This window comes from Nostoc sp. MS1 (assembly GCF_019976755.1).
Taxonomy (GTDB): domain Bacteria; phylum Cyanobacteriota; class Cyanobacteriia; order Cyanobacteriales; family Nostocaceae; genus Trichormus.
The window spans coordinates 524,103-541,020 of sequence record NZ_AP023441.1; the positions used below are offsets into that span (position 1 = coordinate 524,103).

The following is a 16,918-nucleotide window of genomic DNA, read 5'->3' on the forward strand; positions in this document are numbered from 1 at the left end:
CTTATTTACTTCAATATTTCCCCCGATTTACCCTGATTCACTAAAATTCTTCAACAGATCCAAACTCAGAAACTCTTATCAAACTTGGGTTTCTTAGTTTTGAATTGGTATTACTTGTTTTATCATCGAACTTATATTCCTGTTAAGTAGGGCTGGCTGAATAAGGGCGAAAGATAGCAGAATGAAGAGTTTCAGGGTCAGGAAAGAAAAATAAGGTGAAAAGAAAAAGGGTAAGATAAGTAAAAATCCTTGTAGCAAGTTGCGTTAAAATGTATCGAAGAGCGCAAAAGCAAGAAAAAGCAGCAGAAAACTTTGAACTACCCTTTGGGGGAAAACTAGCGTCAGATAACCGATGGGTAATCATGGCGAACATGATACCTTGGTCAAAATTTGAAGCAGAGTACGCAGAAATATTTTCAGCAAGAATGGGAGCGCCAGCCAAAACATTTAGAATGGCGTTGGGAGCATTAATAATTAAAGAAAAATTAGGAATAAGTGACAGAGAGACAGTAGAACAAATTCGGGAGAACCCGTATCTGCAATACTTTATAGGAATGTCAGCATATAGTAATGAATCTGCATTTGACCCGTCAATGCTAGTTCATTTTAGAGAAAGGATAGATATAGAATTAGTCAATAAAATCAATCAAGAAATAGTCAGGAAGATGTTAGAAAATAAACAGGAGGTAGAAGTAAGAGCAAAAAAGCCAGAGGTCGAGGATTCAAAAAGTAAGCCAGCCAATAGAGGAAAATTAATATTAGATGCTAGTTGTGCGCCAGCAGACATAAGTTATCCGACAGATTTAGGATTATTAAATCAAGCCAGAAAGCAAACAGAAACAATCATAGATACATTATATAAGTCCTTATTAGTAAGAAATATCAACAAACCAAGAACCTACAGAAACAAAGCAAGAAAGGATTATTTAGCAGTAGCCAAGAAAAGAAAACCAACAGTTAAAGAAAGAAGGAAAGCTATCAGAAAGCAACTGCAATATATCAACAGAAATTTAACTCATATTCAGCAGCTAATAAATTTAGGTGCGTCACTATTAAAACTGAGCAACAGTCAATATAAGATGTTGCTAGTAGTAGCAGAAGTTTATCGTCAACAGTTATGGTTATATGAAAATCAAAAAATTAGTATACAAGACCGCATTGTCAGTTTAAACCAACCACACATTCGTCCGATTATCCGAGGTAAAGCCGGGAGAACAGTAGAGTTTGGGGCTAAGTTTTCAGCTAGTTACTATGATGGCTATGTATTTTTAGACCATATTAGTTGGGACAACTTTAACGAATCAGGAGACTTAAAATCACAAGTAGAAGCATACAAAAACTACACCGGATATTATCCTGAATCAGTTCATGTTGATAAGATTTATCGGACGAGGGAGAATCGAGCTTGGTGTCAAGAAAGGGGAATTAGAATTAGTGGCCCACCACTAGGTAGACCCCCCCAAAATGTCAGCCCTGAAAAGAAGAAACAAGCCGCTTATGACGAAAGGATTCGTAATTGTATTGAGGGCAAGTTTGGACAAGGTAAACGAAGATTTAGCCTTGGTAGAGTTATGGCTAAACTTCCTCATACTTCTTTCACCGCTATTGCCATAACTTTTTTAGTTATGAATCTTTCTACTCTGCTATTACGGCTTTTTTGTGTATTTTTTTGCCTATTTTTCAAAACTGAGTCTTTTTTTACTTCTTCTATTATCGAAACTGATATTTCATTAAACCTTAAACAACAAAAACTTATCTTTTTTCTGGACTGACTACTTAATCAATTTTTCTCTTCCTTTGAAATGACTTTTTCAGCAAGCCCTAAGTAGCTCAGTGTTAAAAATTATCGCTATGGCAAGGCAGGAGGCAGAAGGCAGGAGGCAGGAGGGTTATAGCCTTGTTTACCTTTCTTAACTTAGCTTTGTTTTTTCCCACCGACTTACTTAGTATCAGGCATTGCTGATGAGGATGAATCAATCAGATCGATTCATCCCTTCATGCAACAACTCCGAATTGTTAATTGCGATTAATCCGAATTAACTCGGTCAAAATGTTGTCCAAACTGCCATTAACTTGAATTTTTTCAATTTTTTCGGCAATTCGTTCCAACACTTCCAACTCTTTCAAACGCAACGCCACAGGATTATCTTCCATTACCTTGGCAGTATTTAACATACTACGGGTAGCAGCCGTTTCTTCACGACGGCGAATTACGTTTGCTTGAGCGGCTTTTTCGGCTTCTACAACTTTGCTTAAAATCGTCTTAATCTCACCAGGAAGAATGATATCTTTTACCCCAACGGAATCGATTTCAATCCCATAGTCGGCAGTTTTTTGACGAATGTATTCAAAAATACTGCTGTCAATTGCGCCCTTATCCTCCAGTAAAGCATCCAAAGTTCTCTCACCTACAGCGCCACGCAAGGCAAACTGCAATTCTTTATATAAATAGTTAGGAATATCCGATAAACCATTTTTGGCTCTCAGAGGGTCGAGAATGCGGTAGCCAGCCGTTAAGTTCAAGCGCAACGGAACTTTATCTTTACTGAGTATGTCCTGCCCGGCTACTTCTAAAATAGAGTAACGTAAGTCAAAAACTTCTGTACGCACAGAACGTCCAAACAACCACCATGCGTGCTTCCCAGATGGGAGTTGTGCTTGAAATTCCTGATTCACATATAGCAAACCAACGTGCTGTGTAGGTACTTCGCAAATATGTAAGTAATTGCGGCTTAAAACTAGAACTTCAGGTAAACCGGAAACTAACTCCGCAATAAGGCGAGTAGGTAACTTGGCATCGTTGCTGATGTCGATTACTTCTACCTCAACACCCCGCCAGAATAGCTTGCGGCTGGTTGGTGGTAGGATAGCAATGACTTTACCTTGATAACGTGCAATCGCTACTTGTTGAGTCTGCAATTGGACAATCTGGCAATAAGCCTCCACAAAATCAGGGTGTTGTTCAATCAAGATTTCTTCTAGTGGAAGTTCAGGATTAGGAATAATACGGCTGAAACTCCGTACCGAAACATCCTGATCAACAGACCAGAAAGCATACTCACCTGTTTCTAGTGGTCGGGAAAAATTATTCTGCACATATAGCAAACCAATCTCATACTCCAAGATGTGGAATCTCTTAATTCCATCCAAAGCAATTCCCCGCACCTGACGGACAAACTCAGCAGGTAATTCCAAGCCTTCTTCTAAATTGAAAAAATGAGCTTGTACCTCAATAAAACCACGCCAAAACGCTCGTAATTGATTTGGTTTTACACTTACCCAACTTTGACCCAAACGTACCAAAGCAGCCTGATTAAATGCCGTTCTGACTATGAGTAAATATTCCTGTAACTCTGAGGCGTGATTTCGTACTAATAGTTCTAAGTTTTCAATATAAGCTTCAGGTTTATTGAGGTCATAAGTAGTTACTCGCCAATGCCGACCAAAATAAGTGTAAGTTCCAGGCTGTAATATTTTCTTAAAATCACTACGATGATATAAAATACCGACTTCGTTAGGCTTGATGTAAAAAGTCTTCCACATAGAAATTAGTGTAAATACCATGATTATTCTGAATCTAAATAACGACCTTTATAACTTAGGAATTTTATTTTGTGCTACTGAATCTATAGTCTGCTCAATTCGTCTTAGCCTCGTTTCTGGACGTTTAGCGCTGGCAATCCAAGAGAGGATATTCTTCTTAGTAGAATTACTTAATCCTGCGAAATATTGATTAGCGATCGCATTTGCAGCTAAAGCCTGTTGTAAATCATCTGGAATAATTAATGCTTCTATTGCATCTAATGTATTCCATGAACCATCCTGTTTTGCAACTGCAATTTTTGCTAAACCAGCTTCAGCCATTAAACCTTGGTCAATAAGTTCTTGAATATATTGCTTATTCAATTTTGACCAGACACTTTTCGGTTTTCGAGGCGTAAATATCTGCATATAACTGTCCTCGTCCAAGGATTTAACTTTACTGTCAATCCAACCGAAACATAAAGCTTCTTTTACCGCCTCACTATATCGAATACTCGGTTTACCACTTTTGACTTTGTAATAAACTAACCAGATACCAATAGCACTTTGATAGTTCCTTTCCAACCATTCCCGCCATTCTTGGCGATTTGCTGCCTGAAATGTTTGTAATTGGTTATCGAAGTTAGGCATAAGGATAACTTAATTCATTACATGTAAATACTCAGATGGAACATGATCCACCAAATAAACCCCATTATCTGAACAATAAAAAGTAAATCCAGCTTGATACATAACCATAGCATCAATAGTAAAAATCACTGGTTTACCATGTCGCATTCCTACTTTTCGCGCAGTTTCCACATCTGTAGATAAATGCACATGGTGACGTGACATTTTTAGTAGTCCAGATTGCAAAATTGCTGGTACTGATTTCTCCCCTGTACCGTGATAAAGAATAGTGGGTGGAAGTTGTGGTTGTAGTTGCAAATCTACTTCCACACTATGTCCTTGATTAGCTCGAATTTTAGTTCCAGTCTCATCAAACGAAAAACGCTGCTTATCGTTGTTAGCAACAACCTGTTTCAATTCTGCATGGGAAATAGGAAATCGATGAGATTGACAAGCACTCAGTAACTCATCAATTGCTACCCAACCGCCAGGAGCCAAAACTAAACCAAGGCGTTCTGGTGTATGACGCAAATGCTTACTTAAAAATTTGCTGATTTTGACCTGGCGTTCTTGATTCATTGTCTCTCAGACTTCAACTTTCCATGCTTATACTACATATACTACATTATATTTTAAAACTCTGCAAATGTAGGTGTGGCAGTTCGGTTGCGGACGAGATGCGTCTTCAAAACTGGATTAAGATTGCTGCTACTCGCTTCTAGGCTACCCTTGGGTACTCTAGAATAACAGCTTTCAAATACGTCGTTCATTTTGCCTAATTGGGAAAATGAAGGAACATACTCAAGTTATGGAGAGGACATTCGCTCTAGCTTCTTCACTGCTACTATTGACCATCACTAGGTGATGACCAACAGTAAACCTACATCGCAGAGTTTTTACTAAAGTTAAAGGGGCTACTTTTACAGAGTAGTGTCTTTTAACCCGGACAGGGTTGGGAGAAAGTATAGGAATCGAACCTACAACAAATCGATCCGCAGTCGATCGCTCTACCAGTGAGCTAACTTTCAAAGGTGTTTGATTTTGACCAGATCAAACGGTGTAAAGCAGTAACCCATAACTTTACGGCATACGCTCAAGCCAGAGGTTGGCGCACCAGTTGGGCATACAGAACCCAAACCATAGCTCGGTAAATGTATTACTACCTTGTAATTCAATGTAGCACAGGAAAATTTCAGGTGGCAATGGATATAGCGGTTCTCAGTTGGGTGCAATATAGTAACAACAGTGAGTAAACCATCCAATAATGTCTTTTTTAGTCACTGCATCTAGGGCATTTGTGATAGCTTGATCTAATTCTTCGTAGGTTCTAGCAGCTTGCGAGCGCAAAAATTCTGTCACCTTAGACCAACAATTTTCAATTGGTGAAAAATCAGGAGAATAGGGAGACAAATAAACCAACCTGGCCCCCACAGCTTCAATCGCCCACTTTTTGTATTTCACTCAAGCGAGAACCGCTATAGGTAGGAGGTAGGGGGGAGATGAGGGAGATAAGGGAGAAATTGTTACTTAATACTCACAACGGGCTAAACGCGCCGCTGCCGCTAACACAACTCAGCACTAAACCAGATTATCTCCTGCTGGCTGACTAATAACTAATCGCAAAACTGATAAGCCTAAAATTATCAAAAAAAGTACAAGTCCAATTGTGCAGGCGTAGCTAATTTCTAAATCACTAAAGGCTCGCTCATATAGATAGTAAACAATTGTTTTCGAGCTATTGAGCGGCCCGCCTTGAGTCATAATGTAAACTTCTTCAAATACCTTGGTGGCAGAAATTGCCGAAATTACAGCTACTAGAGCTAAATAAGGTTTCATTAAGGGAATTGTCACATCCCAATGTTTGCGAATCCCATCTGAGCCATCAATGGCGGCGGCTTCGTACACATCAGCCGGAATTGATTGCAACCCAGCTAAATAAATCACCATATAGTAGCCAAGTCCTTTCCATATCGTCACAGCCATGACACTGGCAAGAGAAATTGGCACAATGCCGAAAACTTTAGCGGAAGTGGTGAGCCAGGGAATACCATCTGGCAAACCAAAGGTTTTGAGCAATTGATTGAGTAAGCCATTTTCTGCATATAGCCATTTCCAAGCTATACCTGCAACCACCATAGAAATTACCACTGGTGTATAGTAGGCGGCTCTAAACCAATTAATTGCGCGGAGTTTTTGATTAACTAAAATTGCCAACCCTAAAGGCGCAATCACCAAAATAGGTACTACACCGACAAGATAAAGAAATGTATTTTCTAAAGTTTTCCAAAAAACGGCATCTTTCCACAATCGGAGGAAGTTAGTAAAACCTATCCATTGCGGTGGTTGGCTCAAGTCTTCGTAGCTGGTAAAACTGAGGTAAAACGCTTGCAATGCTGGCCAAAAGACAGTCAAACCCAACAAAATCAAAGCAGGTAGCAAGAACAGATAAGGAGTTAGCCGTCCTTTGATGAGTATCCAATCTTTAGCCGTCAATTGATTCATAAAAGCGTTTTTCATCAGTAGATAGCAAAGCTAATTCATATTAACAGGGAGCGGGGAGTGGAGAAGATGTGGTTCGACTACGCGGGAGTTTCGACTTCGCTCAACTCCCGCGTAGTCGAAACTCAACTCTCGCGGAGTCGAGATTCACCAGCCGGGGGAGGGGGGAAACTAGGGAATAAAGAAAACTGTTTACTATGAACTATGGACTAATGACTAATGACAAATTGTTATGCTATATTAAACGTAGTCGTTATGAGTTCGTATATATATCATGTCTAACCCAACTGTAGAAAACTTAGTAATTATCGGTTCTGGGCCAGCAGGGTACACGGCGGCTATCTATGCGGCGAGAGCTAACCTGAAACCTTTGGTATTTGAAGGTTTTCAAGCTGGGGGTTTGCCTGGCGGACAGCTAATGACAACGACTGAAGTAGAGAACTTTCCAGGGTTTCCTCAAGGTATTACTGGGCCAGAATTAATGGATCGGATGAAGGCTCAGGCGGAGCGCTGGGGGGCTGAGTTATATACTGAAGATGTGACATATGTTGATTTAAGTCAGCGTCCATTCACTGTGCGCTCCGATGAAAGGGAAGTTAAGGCGCATAGTATTATTATTGCCACTGGTGCAACAGCAAGACGTTTGGGTCTACCTAGTGAGCATCAATTTTGGAGTCACGGAATTTCCGCTTGTGCAATTTGTGATGGTGCAACCCCCATTTTCCACGGTGCAGAATTGGCTGTAATTGGTGCTGGCGACTCGGCGGCGGAAGAGTCAATTTATTTAACTAAATACGGCTCGAAAGTTAATTTGTTGGTGCGTTCTGAGAAAATGCGGGCTTCTAAAGCTATGCAAGACCGCGTTTTGAGTAACCCCAAAATCACAGTGCATTGGAACACAGAAGTTGTGGATGTGTTTGGTAATGGTCACATGGATGGGGTACAAGTCCGCAATAGCAAAACTGGGGAAGAAACTAAGCTGCAAGTCAAAGGTTTGTTCTACGCTATTGGTCACACTCCTAACACATCCTTATTTAAGGGACAACTGGAACTGGATGAAATTGGTTATGTTGTAACTAAACATGGTTCACCAGAAACTAGTGTAGAAGGTGTGTTTGCAGCTGGTGATGTACAAGACCATGAGTATCGCCAAGCAATTACGGCTGCGGGTAGTGGATGCGCGGCGGCGTTGTTGGCGGAACGTTGGTTATCTGCTAGTGGTTTGATTCAAGAGTTCCATCAAGAACCAACAATAAATAATGAGTTAGAACATCAGCCAGAAGCGCAGAAAACCGAGGCTGAACAAGCGGCGGAATTTGATTTGCAAGCAACACGCCATGCTGGTGGTTATGCTCTAAGGAAATTATTCCATGAAAGCGATCGCCTACTAATTGTTAAATACGTTTCTCCGGGTTGTGGGCCTTGCCATACCCTTAAGCCGATATTAAATAAGGTAGTCGATGAATTTGACGGCAAAATTCACTTTGTGGAAATTGACATCGACAAAGACCGTGATATTGCCGAAAATGCCAACGTAACCGGAACACCAACTGTCCAGTTTTTCAAGGATAAAGAACTGGTAAAAGAAGTCAAAGGTGTGAAGCAAAAGAGTGAATATCGTCAGTTGATTGAGAGTAACCTTTAGAGACTGGGTATTGGGGATTGAGAAATAGCATTCTAACTGTATTATCTCATCCCCATACCTGTTATTTAATGTTTACTACAGACTTAAAAACTTAGGCAATAGCATATTCTGTGTGTTGCCTAACATTAGGTGGGTGAATCCTAAAACAATTTTATCTTTGGGAATACCTGCGGCTACTAATTCATCCGCTACGCCTTCTTGGGAGGAACGCAGTGAGGTTGGGTAAAAAATGTGCGATGGCTACGCCCACCACAAGCATCGTTAAAAACCAGATTTAAGGACTGCGAACTTTGTATAATCCCTTTCAAGAGTTGTTTTGAAGAGTATTCATGAAAAATCTCGCACCAGATATTTTTAGACAACGACTGCTCATTGAGGGTTTTTACGTAACTGATATGAGCGAAGAAGTGTTAGAAAAGTATCTTTTGAGTATTGCCGAACATCTCAATCTTCGTACATATGGCAAACCGATTATTTTCTCACCAGCATCAGGAATGGGACGCGAGGAAAATGCAGGATACGATGCTTTTGTACCTTTGATTGATTCTGGTATTTCAGCCTATGTTTGGAGTAGTGTCCAGTTCTTCTCAATTGTGATCTACACTTGCAAGGGTTTTGATGAACAGGCAGCGATTGAATTTACACGAAATTACTTTGCAGTATCCGGGGAAATAGCCAGCACATCCTTCTGAAACAGTCTAATTAAACACAATCTGCCAGTTAGGCAGATTGAATTGATACTATTTTGAAACACTTAGGCAATAGCATACCCTGTGTGTTGCCTAACATTAGGCGGGTGAAATCCTAAGACAATTTTATCTTTGGGAATACCTGCGGCTACTAATTCATAAGTCACACCATCTTCTGTGTCGTCCCTTTGCACCCAAATTTTGCCATCAATAATGTCAAGATGAACTAAACAACCGTGGATTCTTTTGACACCATCCCAACCTAAAGTTACAAGCAAATAACTGTCATTTTGACTATCAAATATAGTCTTGCACTCAATGGATGCGTAAGAATAAGGGATTTGTGTATAGGGCAGTAATACAGCTTTAATAATATGCCGATAATTTTCTAAGTTATCCATTGGATAATCCTCTCAGTTTCTGGATTAAACACAAGTAATTTTAGACTTTCAGCTTCTATTAAAAGTGTACCAATTGGTTCTTCAAATAAAGCTGTAAAAACACTGTCGCGCACAGCTAGATATAAGGTTCTTTCTGGTTCTAGACGATTAATAACAGCACGATACATTATAAACCCACCAATAGCATCTTTGAGGTCTGCCATTTCTGAAGGACTAACAAAACTTTTAATTTCTACAGCGATTTTTCTACTTCCTTGTTCTGCTGCTAAAAGTTGTTTAGCCCCTAAATCTACATACATATCTTTTTGCCCCCATTTTAAATGTAGGGGGTCATCTGTAATTATCCATCCTTCTTGAATTAGGGCATTCTTAACAGCTTCATGATAAATATCTCTTGCAGGCATATTTTGGTAAAGTAATCATATTTATTTAGCTCATCTCTACCAAATTACAATCATTTACACAGTTCCCAGTCCCCAATCTTTACTTTGATATGTAAAATGGTCAGCGTATCTTGCGCTATGCAGGCGATCGCTCATGACCATAATTAAACGTCAGTTGCCTAAATTGGGACTCTTTGTCAAAAATCCCAACCTTTCCCACAAATTAATGTTAATTGGGTTAGCCATGACCCTGTTTTTCATCTTCCTAGCATTCTTTGCACCTGTATTTCAGGCTTTGGGATGGCTACAAGATCCCACAAAATTCCTCAACAATGATCCTCAAGTACCACCATCGGCTCAACACTTGTTTGGTACTAGTCTTTTAGGACATGATGTATTTTCCCGCACCATATTTGGCGCTCAAGCAGCATTAAAAGTAGTGATTTTAGCTACAGCATTAAGTATGTTGATTGGTGTGCCTTTAGGGATGGTAAGCGGCTATCTGGGTGGTAAGTTAGATAAGCTGCTACTATTTATTATGGATAGTATTTATACTTTACCTGGGCTGTTACTGTCAGTAACATTAGCATTTATAGTAGGTAGGGGAATATTAAATGCTGCGATCGCAATTAGTATTGCATATATTCCCCAATACTATCGCGTTGTCCGTAACCACACCGTTAGCGTCAAAACCGAAGTCTTCATCGAAGCCGCGCAAGCAATGGGTGCTTCTACTTGGACTGTGCTATCTAAGTATCTATTTTTCAACGTTATTCAAAGCGTACCTGTACTTTTCACCCTCAACGCCGCCGATGCAATTTTGGTACTAGGCGGTTTAGGCTTTTTAGGGCTAGGATTACCGGAGGATGTTCCAGAATGGGGCTACGATTTAAAACAAGCTCTAGAAGGACTACCGACTGGGATTTGGTGGACTACACTTTTCCCTGGTTTAGCAATGACATTGATGGTGGTAGGGTTATCACTACTTGGTGAAGGGCTAAATGAATTTGTCAATCCGCGTTTGCGGGGAGAAAATCGGAAGTAGTCATGAGTCATTAGATTTTTGACTGTTGACTATGGACTGTGGACTATTGACTTTAGATATTACTGAGAGATTAAAGTGAAAGATAACATTTCGTTAATAGCGGCGGCGGCTGGTGGGTTTATGCTTTCTGTGGCGCTGGCGGGAATTTTAAAAGGTGCGCCAGTTACAGTTGCACAGGAAAATTCTAGTTTTCGTACTAGCTTTGTTACAGATTTAAGAGTTACAAGCAAAAAAACAGATAACTTAGAATTTTCAGGGCCAGCAGCACCAAAAAGCTAAAGCTCGTAGTAAGGACTTTAGTCCTTATAATCTTATATAGCGGTGTTGAGGCGCACAAATCATGCTTTTCGTGACAGATAATCTCGAAATATGCGCCTAACACACCGATGATTTTATTTTCACTCAATAAATAACCTTTTAAGCTTCTATTTACTAATTAGCTCTGTATTTCGTCAAGTCATGTGTTATACATGATAAGTGTTATTACTGTAGGGCTGATGTCTGATTCTCAACCTTCTACCTCTTCTAACGCTAATCCCTTGGATTACTTTGAGCTAGATTTATTGAAGCAGGAATATTTTTTCCTGCAAAATACTATTGAAGACTACAATAAGCAGATTTGGGCAATTAAAGCCCTTGGTATCACTGGAACTGGTGCTGTAATTGTCTTAGCACTGCAACAGAACAAGAGTGTACTGGCTTTGGTTGGCTGCGCTATTCCTATCTTTTTTTGGGTTTTAGAAAGTCAGTGGAAACATTTTCAGCGTGGCTTTTATCCCCGTGTTGGCGAAATTGAAAAAATCCTCTTGGAAAGCTGCAAATTAAGAGGGCCTGCTATCTTTAATAGCTGGAGTTATTCATTGAAACGGGTTACTGTTCCCAAACGTAAAGGTTATATTTGGGACGGTTTGCTCAATCCCACCGTCTTTATCAGTTACGTTTTAGAAATTGTTTTTCTCCTAATTGCTTGGAAGGTAATCCCCTTAATTTGAGGCTGGTTAATAAGGAATTTTCTCAATGGCTCAAACACTGACATGGCTACATCTTTCAGACCTCCATGCTTGTAAACCTAAGACTGGTTGGGATGCTAGACGAGTGACTGATACTCTCTGCAAGGATCTAAAAAAAATGCAGGAGAGGTATGAGTTAAGACCGGATTTGATTTTCTTTACAGGTGATGCCGCGTATGGTCACATCGGAAATAGTGATGGAAAATCAATAACCGAGCAATTTCGTGAAGCTCATGATTTCTTAACAGCCGTTCGAGAATCTTTTGAGCCAGCCATTGAGCAAAGAAACCTTTTTCTTGTACCGGGTAATCATGACGTTAATCGAACTAAAATATCTAGGTTTGAGAAACAAGTATTAGAGAGTATTACCTCACTTGATGAAATTACTAGTATTGTCAAAGATGCTGGTATAGATTGGCAAAGAATCAAGATTCGGTTAGAAGATTATGCTCACTTTCTCGAAACTTATGGTTATGACCATTTACTTACAGGAAGAGAGCATTTAATTTATGCCGATGCTCGTGAAGTGGCGGGTTTGCGTGTTGGTATTGCTGGTTTTAACTCTGCTTGGTCATCATCAGGAGCAGGTCGTTCAGAAGCAGGTAAATTATGGATGGCTGGTAGGTTTCAGTTGGAAACTCTGCTGAGTAAACTTCCAAAAAACGATTTTGCTATTGCCCTTTTACATCATCCTGCAAATTGGTTAGTTCCTGAAGAAAACCCAACTTTTGGTAGGCAGTTAGAACGAGATTTCCCTTTTGTATTACATGGGCATGAACATCAGGATTTTGTTCGCCCTAATGCTTCAAACGGACACACCATTATTTCCACAGGTGCTTGTCATGAATGGTCTGATAGTAAAAATAATGGTTATAACTTTGTGCGGCTTGACTTTGCACAAGGAACTGGTGAAGTTTGGTTGCGCCAGTACGATTCTACAGGGGCGGGTTGGATTCCTAGCGTTATTTATGGGCAAACAGATGATTTAGGATGTTGGAATCTAACACATTTAAAGCCTTGGATAGAAAATTTATGTAGTTCTGTTTCTGCAAAAAAAAACTCTAACTCTGCTGTAGAAGTATCAATAAATAATAATTCGATTGAGATTACTCCTGAGAGTAAAGATGACCCAGCAGCAGATTATGAAGTTCGTTATCGTCAAGCTGTGGTTAATAAGTTAGATTATGTACAGCTTTTCGGGATTGAAGTACCCAAGGAGTCTAAAGAATATTCACTGACTGTTGCTTATGTATCTTTGAATTTGTCCGATGAAGATGAGGAGATTACAGAAGCAGAAGAATTAGAAGGTGATATTAACGAACTAACAGCACAAGATGCAAATACATTTCCAGCAGAGGAGGTTTTCGATAATCTTTGTGTGAAAAAGCGTTTGCTGATACGTGGAGTCGCTGGTAGTGGAAAAACAACCCTTTTGCGTTGGGCGGCTGTGCAATCTGCTAAAGATGAACCAGTTTCTAGAGACAGAGCAAAACAAAAATTACCATTAATTAAGTCTTCATTGAGTCAGTTTGATGGTGAGGCTGATACTCAATTTGCAGATAATTCTGGTGACTGGCGAGAAAAAATTCCCTTTATTATTCGCTTGCGGGATTACACTAAAGGTCAGTTGCCACGACCTAGCACATTTCCTGTTTTACTAGCAAAAGAACTACCTGATCCTCCTGCTAATTGGATGGATGATGTTTTAAACAGTGGTCGTGCTTTGGTGATGTTTGACGGTGTAGATGAAGTTCCCCAGCAAGTGCGGGATGAAACTATGCGGGAAATCCGTCAATTAATTAATACTTACCCAGATAATTACTATGTGGTGACAACACGCCCTGAAGCAGTTGAACGAAAAGAGTTTATTGAACTTGGGTTTGAATCCGCGCGGGTTGAACCGATGACCCCTGTTGATCGGGATACCTTCATTGATAAGTGGCATGATGCGATGGAGGTTCGGTTACGAAATTGGAACGAACCAGCCGATTTACGACCTTTGGCTAAACGCTTAAAGCAGCGCCTTGAAGCTAACTCTACTGTGGCTCGATTAACCAGTAATCCTTTGCTTTGTGCTGTAGTTTGTGCGCTTCATCGGGCAAGAAATGAGAACCTTCCAGAAACACCTGTTGATTTATGCGAAAAGCTGTGTGAGATGCTGCTAGATCGCCGGGATAAAGAGCGATCGCGTTTTGAAGACCAAAAATGGATTAATAAAGCGTATAGAGGCTTAGAATTTCGGGTTCGTAAAGGATTGCTGTCTCAACTTGCTTTCCACATGGTTAGTTCAGGTTTATCTGCAATTACTGTGGCTGAAGCCCAACAACAAATTACTCAAGCTTTAGAAAGTTACAAGCTTTCTAATATTAAAGCTGCCGATATTCTTCAAGCACTTGTAGAACGTAGTGGAATGCTTCAGGTATTGGGTGAGCAAGTTGAATTTCTGCACAATACTTTAAAAGAGTTTCTCGCAGCCGAACGTTTTGTTAATATCGGTGATGTTCAGACATTAGCAAATCATACTGATGAAGCTTCCTGGCAACCTGTGATTTTATTTGCTGTTGCGTTACCACGAGATGGTTCTAGCTTTGCTACTGACCTTGTAAGAGCAATTCGTAAAAAAGTTTCTTTAGATGCTCCCGCTAAAGCACGGTCGAAAAAAGACCGAGTAGAAGCTGCAAAAATTAGGACACAGCAGTTTTTTTTCCTTCGGTGTTACACAAATGCCTACCAGCTAAATAATTCAGAAATTACTGAAGCTTTTACCCAGTTATCAAAACAGCTTTTACCACCTCAAAATATAACGGATGCAGTAGCCTTAGCATCCTGTGGTGAAGCTATCATACCTTATCTTAAAAATCGAACAGGCTGGAAAGCACCAGACCGTGCAGCTTGTGTGCGAATGCTGGGATTAATTGGTGATCAAAGAGCTAACGAGCTTCTGAAAGAGTTTTTAGATGATAAGACTCTCACAGTTGCTCAAGAATTAGCCAACTTTGTTGATGATTGGAGTCAAATATCACTCATTAGACAACAAGTTGAAGAATATGGGCTTCTTCCAATTTCAATTCCTAGAAAATTAGGTGCATTAAATCCATTGTCCAATTTAACCAACCTCAAAAAGTTAAATCTTTGGGGAACACAAGTGAGGGATATTTCGGCTCTGTCCCACCTGACCAACCTTACAAATATTACTCTTCTAGAAACACAGGTGAGCAATATTTCGGCTCTTTCCAACCTGACCAACCTTACATCGCTCTATCTTAAGGGAACGCAGGTGAGGGATATTTCCTCTCTGGCTCACCTGACTAACCTCACAATCTATCGATGAGGCTAATAATCCCACAAAATGAGGATAAAAACCTATGATGCCTCTACCTTAGATAAAGTGTAGCTGTGAGTGTCACCCAAGAATACTAAAAAAACGATCGCTCGCTCTTCCCCTCCCCAACCGATCGCCTACAGTGGACGTTAGGTGCGATCGCAATATAATCTTAATAATCCTGGTTCTGAGTGATAAATCACTTACTACGAACTAAAATACTACTTTGTCTTGAATAATATCCACCTAGTTGAAAAAAGAGCCAAGTAACCAAGCCCCTTTTTCAGTCCTGGTGGTGTGAGGAAATTAAAGTGGCAGATACTCAAGTAATTGGCATTGACTTGGGGGGAACGGCAATTAAACTAGGGCGATTTACCCAAGATGGTACTTGTTTACAATCTTTAACTGTAGCGACTCCCCAACCCGCCATACCTGAAGCAGTTTTCATGGCGATGGTGGATGCGATCGCTCAAATTGACCCCGATAATCAAGCTATAGCTATTGGTGTCGGTACACCCGGCCCGGCTGATGCAGCAGGACGCATTGCCCAAATTGCCATTAACTTGCCACAATGGGTAAATGTGCCTTTGGCTGATTGGTTAGAAGTGAAAATTGGCAAGCCTACGGTAATTGAAAATGATGCCAACTGTGCGGGAATAGCCGAAGCATGGTTAGGAGCCGGTCGCCAGTACAAAAATTTTATAATGCTAACCTTGGGAACTGGTGTAGGCGGGGCAATTTTTTTGGATGGTAAATTATTTGTCGGACATTGCGGCGCGGCGGGAGAACTGGGATTAATTACACTCCAACCTGATGGCCCTATGTGTAAGAGTGGTAATCAAGGTTCCTTAGAACAATACACTTCAATTAAAGCTATTCGTCACCGTACTGGTAAAGAACCTGCCGAATTAGGTTTATTGGCTAAAGAGGGTGATGTAGAGGCTTTAGCATTTTGGCGAGAATATGGTAGGGATTTAGGTACAGGTTTAGCCAGCCTAATCTATATTTTAACACCAGAAGCGATCGTCCTTGGTGGTGGTGTCAGTGCTAGCTTTGAATTTTTCTTTCCCACCCTCAAAGCAGAATTGGAAAAGCGAGTTATGTATACATCTCGCGCAGGGTTACAAATCCTTCAAGCAGAATTAGGCAACTCAGCAGGTATGGTGGGTGCAGCGAAGTTGGCGTGGGATAAATTAATTCGTAATTCGTAATTCGTAATTCGTAATTAAAAGTGACCTTATACTATTGACTGTGGACTAATGACTATGGACTAATGACTAATGACTAAGAAAAAGAATATCCTGTAGTCCTCTGTACGTAATCCAAAACTTTTCCATAAGAATCTGGATTACTTACGGGGTTGATAATTATAGGAATAGTGCCATCGGGCAACCAAAATGTGATTCTGCCGTTTGCTTCTTGGCAAAAAGAACTAATGCAATTGAGATTGATTACGTATTCATTTCTTTCGTAATTAATTTTTACCCAATGGGCATTTTCCACTTCTAAGCCTGTCACTTTTTCTAGATATTCTAGAATTTTGTGATAGTCTTCTAAGTTAGTTTGGGGATTAATTACAATAGGAATGGCACTGTCTGGCAACCAAAATGTGACTCTGCCGTTCTGTTCATAACAAAAAGCATTTACGCGCTCAAAATTGATCACATATTCTTTCCTGTCATAGAGAATTTTCACCCAGTAAGCCACACCAGCTCCTCAAGTCCGAAATTCATGAATGATGCTACCCTGTATGTGATGAAATATGCTGACGT

General features: G+C 40.2%; 17 protein-coding genes and 2 pseudogenes. 9 read left to right on the forward strand and 10 right to left on the reverse strand.

Annotated elements, in window-relative coordinates:
- The first annotated feature begins 269 nt into the window (after positions 1-269).
- Entirely contained in the window at positions 270-1,772 is a 1,503-nt protein-coding gene (locus NSMS1_RS02195; RefSeq protein ID WP_224085439.1) for an IS5 family transposase, read from the forward strand.
- A gap of 244 nt (positions 1,773-2,016) precedes the next feature.
- Here NSMS1_RS02195 and NSMS1_RS02200 read toward each other — a convergent pair whose 3' ends face one another.
- The 6 genes and pseudogenes from NSMS1_RS02200 to NSMS1_RS02225 all read right to left on the reverse strand — a co-directional run bounded on the left by NSMS1_RS02200 (position 2,017) and on the right by NSMS1_RS02225 (position 6,654).
- Entirely contained in the window at positions 2,017-3,543 is a 1,527-nt protein-coding gene (locus NSMS1_RS02200) for a slipin family protein (protein ID WP_224095430.1), read from the reverse strand.
- Between the two features lie 48 nt (positions 3,544-3,591).
- Complete coding sequence (locus NSMS1_RS02205) at positions 3,592-4,173, reverse strand: YdeI/OmpD-associated family protein (RefSeq protein ID WP_224090561.1); 582 nt, start codon at positions 4,171-4,173, stop codon at positions 3,592-3,594.
- A gap of 9 nt (positions 4,174-4,182) precedes the next feature.
- Complete coding sequence (locus NSMS1_RS02210) at positions 4,183-4,731, reverse strand: RNA 2'-phosphotransferase (RefSeq protein WP_224090562.1); 549 nt, start codon at positions 4,729-4,731, stop codon at positions 4,183-4,185.
- Between the two features lie 53 nt (positions 4,732-4,784).
- Positions 4,785-4,922 (reverse strand): hypothetical protein, encoded by a 138-nt coding sequence (locus NSMS1_RS02215; RefSeq protein ID WP_224090563.1) that lies wholly within the window; start codon positions 4,920-4,922, stop codon positions 4,785-4,787.
- Positions 4,923-5,370: 448 nt separating this feature from the next.
- Positions 5,371-5,592: pseudogene (locus NSMS1_RS02220) on the reverse strand (transposase); the annotation flags it as partial.
- A 138-nt stretch (positions 5,593-5,730) separates the two neighbouring features.
- The gene (locus tag NSMS1_RS02225) at positions 5,731-6,654 is read right to left on the reverse strand and encodes a carbohydrate ABC transporter permease (protein ID WP_224095431.1); all 924 of its coding nucleotides are present in this window, start codon (positions 6,652-6,654) and stop codon (positions 5,731-5,733) included.
- A gap of 66 nt (positions 6,655-6,720) precedes the next feature.
- On the opposite strand from NSMS1_RS02225, the gene NSMS1_RS34995 reads away from it, so the two are divergent.
- Positions 6,721-6,852, forward strand: a complete 132-nt coding sequence (locus NSMS1_RS34995; RefSeq protein WP_263432557.1) for a hypothetical protein — start codon at positions 6,721-6,723, stop codon at positions 6,850-6,852.
- A gap of 73 nt (positions 6,853-6,925) precedes the next feature.
- Positions 6,926-8,296: a thioredoxin-disulfide reductase gene (trxB, locus tag NSMS1_RS02230; protein WP_224090565.1), complete on the forward strand. Its 1,371-nt coding sequence runs from the start codon at positions 6,926-6,928 to the stop codon at positions 8,294-8,296.
- 91 nt (positions 8,297-8,387) lie between these two features.
- Here the strand turns inward: trxB and NSMS1_RS35415 are convergent.
- A pseudogene (locus NSMS1_RS35415) lies at positions 8,388-8,491 on the reverse strand (element excision factor XisI family protein); the annotation flags it as partial.
- A 134-nt stretch (positions 8,492-8,625) separates the two neighbouring features.
- Between NSMS1_RS35415 and NSMS1_RS02240 the strand changes: the two are divergent.
- A complete protein-coding gene (locus NSMS1_RS02240; protein ID WP_224090567.1) occupies positions 8,626-8,988 on the forward strand; it encodes an S-adenosylmethionine decarboxylase in 363 nt (120 codons plus the stop codon).
- A 62-nt stretch (positions 8,989-9,050) separates the two neighbouring features.
- Here the strand turns inward: NSMS1_RS02240 and NSMS1_RS02245 are convergent, their stop codons facing one another.
- Positions 9,051-9,386: a XisI protein gene (locus tag NSMS1_RS02245; RefSeq protein WP_224090569.1), complete on the reverse strand. Its 336-nt coding sequence runs from the start codon at positions 9,384-9,386 to the stop codon at positions 9,051-9,053.
- Positions 9,374-9,790 (reverse strand): XisH family protein, encoded by a 417-nt coding sequence (locus NSMS1_RS02250; protein ID WP_224090571.1) that lies wholly within the window; start codon positions 9,788-9,790, stop codon positions 9,374-9,376. The genes NSMS1_RS02245 and NSMS1_RS02250 overlap by 13 nt, the downstream gene beginning before the upstream one ends.
- 133 nt (positions 9,791-9,923) lie before the next feature.
- On the opposite strand from NSMS1_RS02250, the gene NSMS1_RS02255 reads away from it, so the two are divergent.
- The 5 genes from NSMS1_RS02255 to NSMS1_RS02275 all read left to right on the forward strand — a co-directional run bounded on the left by NSMS1_RS02255 (position 9,924) and on the right by NSMS1_RS02275 (position 16,357).
- The gene (locus tag NSMS1_RS02255) at positions 9,924-10,814 is read left to right on the forward strand and encodes an ABC transporter permease (RefSeq protein ID WP_224090573.1); all 891 of its coding nucleotides are present in this window, start codon (positions 9,924-9,926) and stop codon (positions 10,812-10,814) included.
- Positions 10,815-10,889: 75 nt separating this feature from the next.
- A complete protein-coding gene (locus NSMS1_RS02260) occupies positions 10,890-11,093 on the forward strand; it encodes a hypothetical protein (RefSeq protein WP_224090575.1) in 204 nt (67 codons plus the stop codon).
- 218 nt (positions 11,094-11,311) lie between these two features.
- Positions 11,312-11,806, forward strand: a complete 495-nt coding sequence (locus NSMS1_RS02265) for a hypothetical protein (protein WP_224090577.1) — start codon at positions 11,312-11,314, stop codon at positions 11,804-11,806.
- Between the two features lie 25 nt (positions 11,807-11,831).
- The gene (locus NSMS1_RS02270; protein ID WP_224090578.1) at positions 11,832-15,155 is read left to right on the forward strand and encodes an NACHT domain-containing protein; all 3,324 of its coding nucleotides are present in this window, start codon (positions 11,832-11,834) and stop codon (positions 15,153-15,155) included.
- A gap of 302 nt (positions 15,156-15,457) precedes the next feature.
- Positions 15,458-16,357, forward strand: coding sequence for an ROK family protein (locus NSMS1_RS02275; RefSeq protein ID WP_224090579.1), 900 nt, complete (start codon positions 15,458-15,460; stop codon positions 16,355-16,357).
- 73 nt (positions 16,358-16,430) lie between these two features.
- On the opposite strand, the gene NSMS1_RS02280 is transcribed toward NSMS1_RS02275, so the two are convergent.
- A complete protein-coding gene (locus tag NSMS1_RS02280; RefSeq protein WP_224090580.1) occupies positions 16,431-16,853 on the reverse strand; it encodes a hypothetical protein in 423 nt (140 codons plus the stop codon).
- Positions 16,854-16,918 lie beyond the last annotated feature (65 nt).

Excerpts from the sequence above, each read along its gene's own strand:
- NSMS1_RS02195 (WP_224085439.1), top strand. The coding sequence starts at position 270 with ATGTATCGAAGAGCGCAAAAGCAAGAAAAAGCAGCAGAAAACTTTGAA.
- NSMS1_RS02200 (WP_224095430.1), bottom strand. The coding sequence starts at position 3,543 with ATGTGGAAGACTTTTTACATCAAGCCTAACGAAGTCGGTATTTTATAT.
- NSMS1_RS02205 (WP_224090561.1), bottom strand. The coding sequence starts at position 4,173 with ATGCCTAACTTCGATAACCAATTACAAACATTTCAGGCAGCAAATCGC.
- NSMS1_RS02210 (WP_224090562.1), bottom strand. The coding sequence starts at position 4,731 with ATGAATCAAGAACGCCAGGTCAAAATCAGCAAATTTTTAAGTAAGCAT.
- NSMS1_RS02215 (WP_224090563.1), bottom strand. The coding sequence starts at position 4,922 with ATGAACGACGTATTTGAAAGCTGTTATTCTAGAGTACCCAAGGGTAGC.
- NSMS1_RS02225 (WP_224095431.1), bottom strand. The coding sequence starts at position 6,654 with ATGAATCAATTGACGGCTAAAGATTGGATACTCATCAAAGGACGGCTA.
- NSMS1_RS34995 (WP_263432557.1), top strand. The coding sequence starts at position 6,721 with ATGTGGTTCGACTACGCGGGAGTTTCGACTTCGCTCAACTCCCGCGTA.
- trxB (WP_224090565.1), top strand. The coding sequence starts at position 6,926 with ATGTCTAACCCAACTGTAGAAAACTTAGTAATTATCGGTTCTGGGCCA.
- NSMS1_RS02240 (WP_224090567.1), top strand. The coding sequence starts at position 8,626 with ATGAAAAATCTCGCACCAGATATTTTTAGACAACGACTGCTCATTGAG.
- NSMS1_RS02245 (WP_224090569.1), bottom strand. The coding sequence starts at position 9,386 with ATGGATAACTTAGAAAATTATCGGCATATTATTAAAGCTGTATTACTG.
- NSMS1_RS02250 (WP_224090571.1), bottom strand. The coding sequence starts at position 9,790 with ATGCCTGCAAGAGATATTTATCATGAAGCTGTTAAGAATGCCCTAATT.
- NSMS1_RS02255 (WP_224090573.1), top strand. The coding sequence starts at position 9,924 with ATGACCATAATTAAACGTCAGTTGCCTAAATTGGGACTCTTTGTCAAA.
- NSMS1_RS02265 (WP_224090577.1), top strand. The coding sequence starts at position 11,312 with ATGTCTGATTCTCAACCTTCTACCTCTTCTAACGCTAATCCCTTGGAT.
- NSMS1_RS02270 (WP_224090578.1), top strand. The coding sequence starts at position 11,832 with ATGGCTCAAACACTGACATGGCTACATCTTTCAGACCTCCATGCTTGT.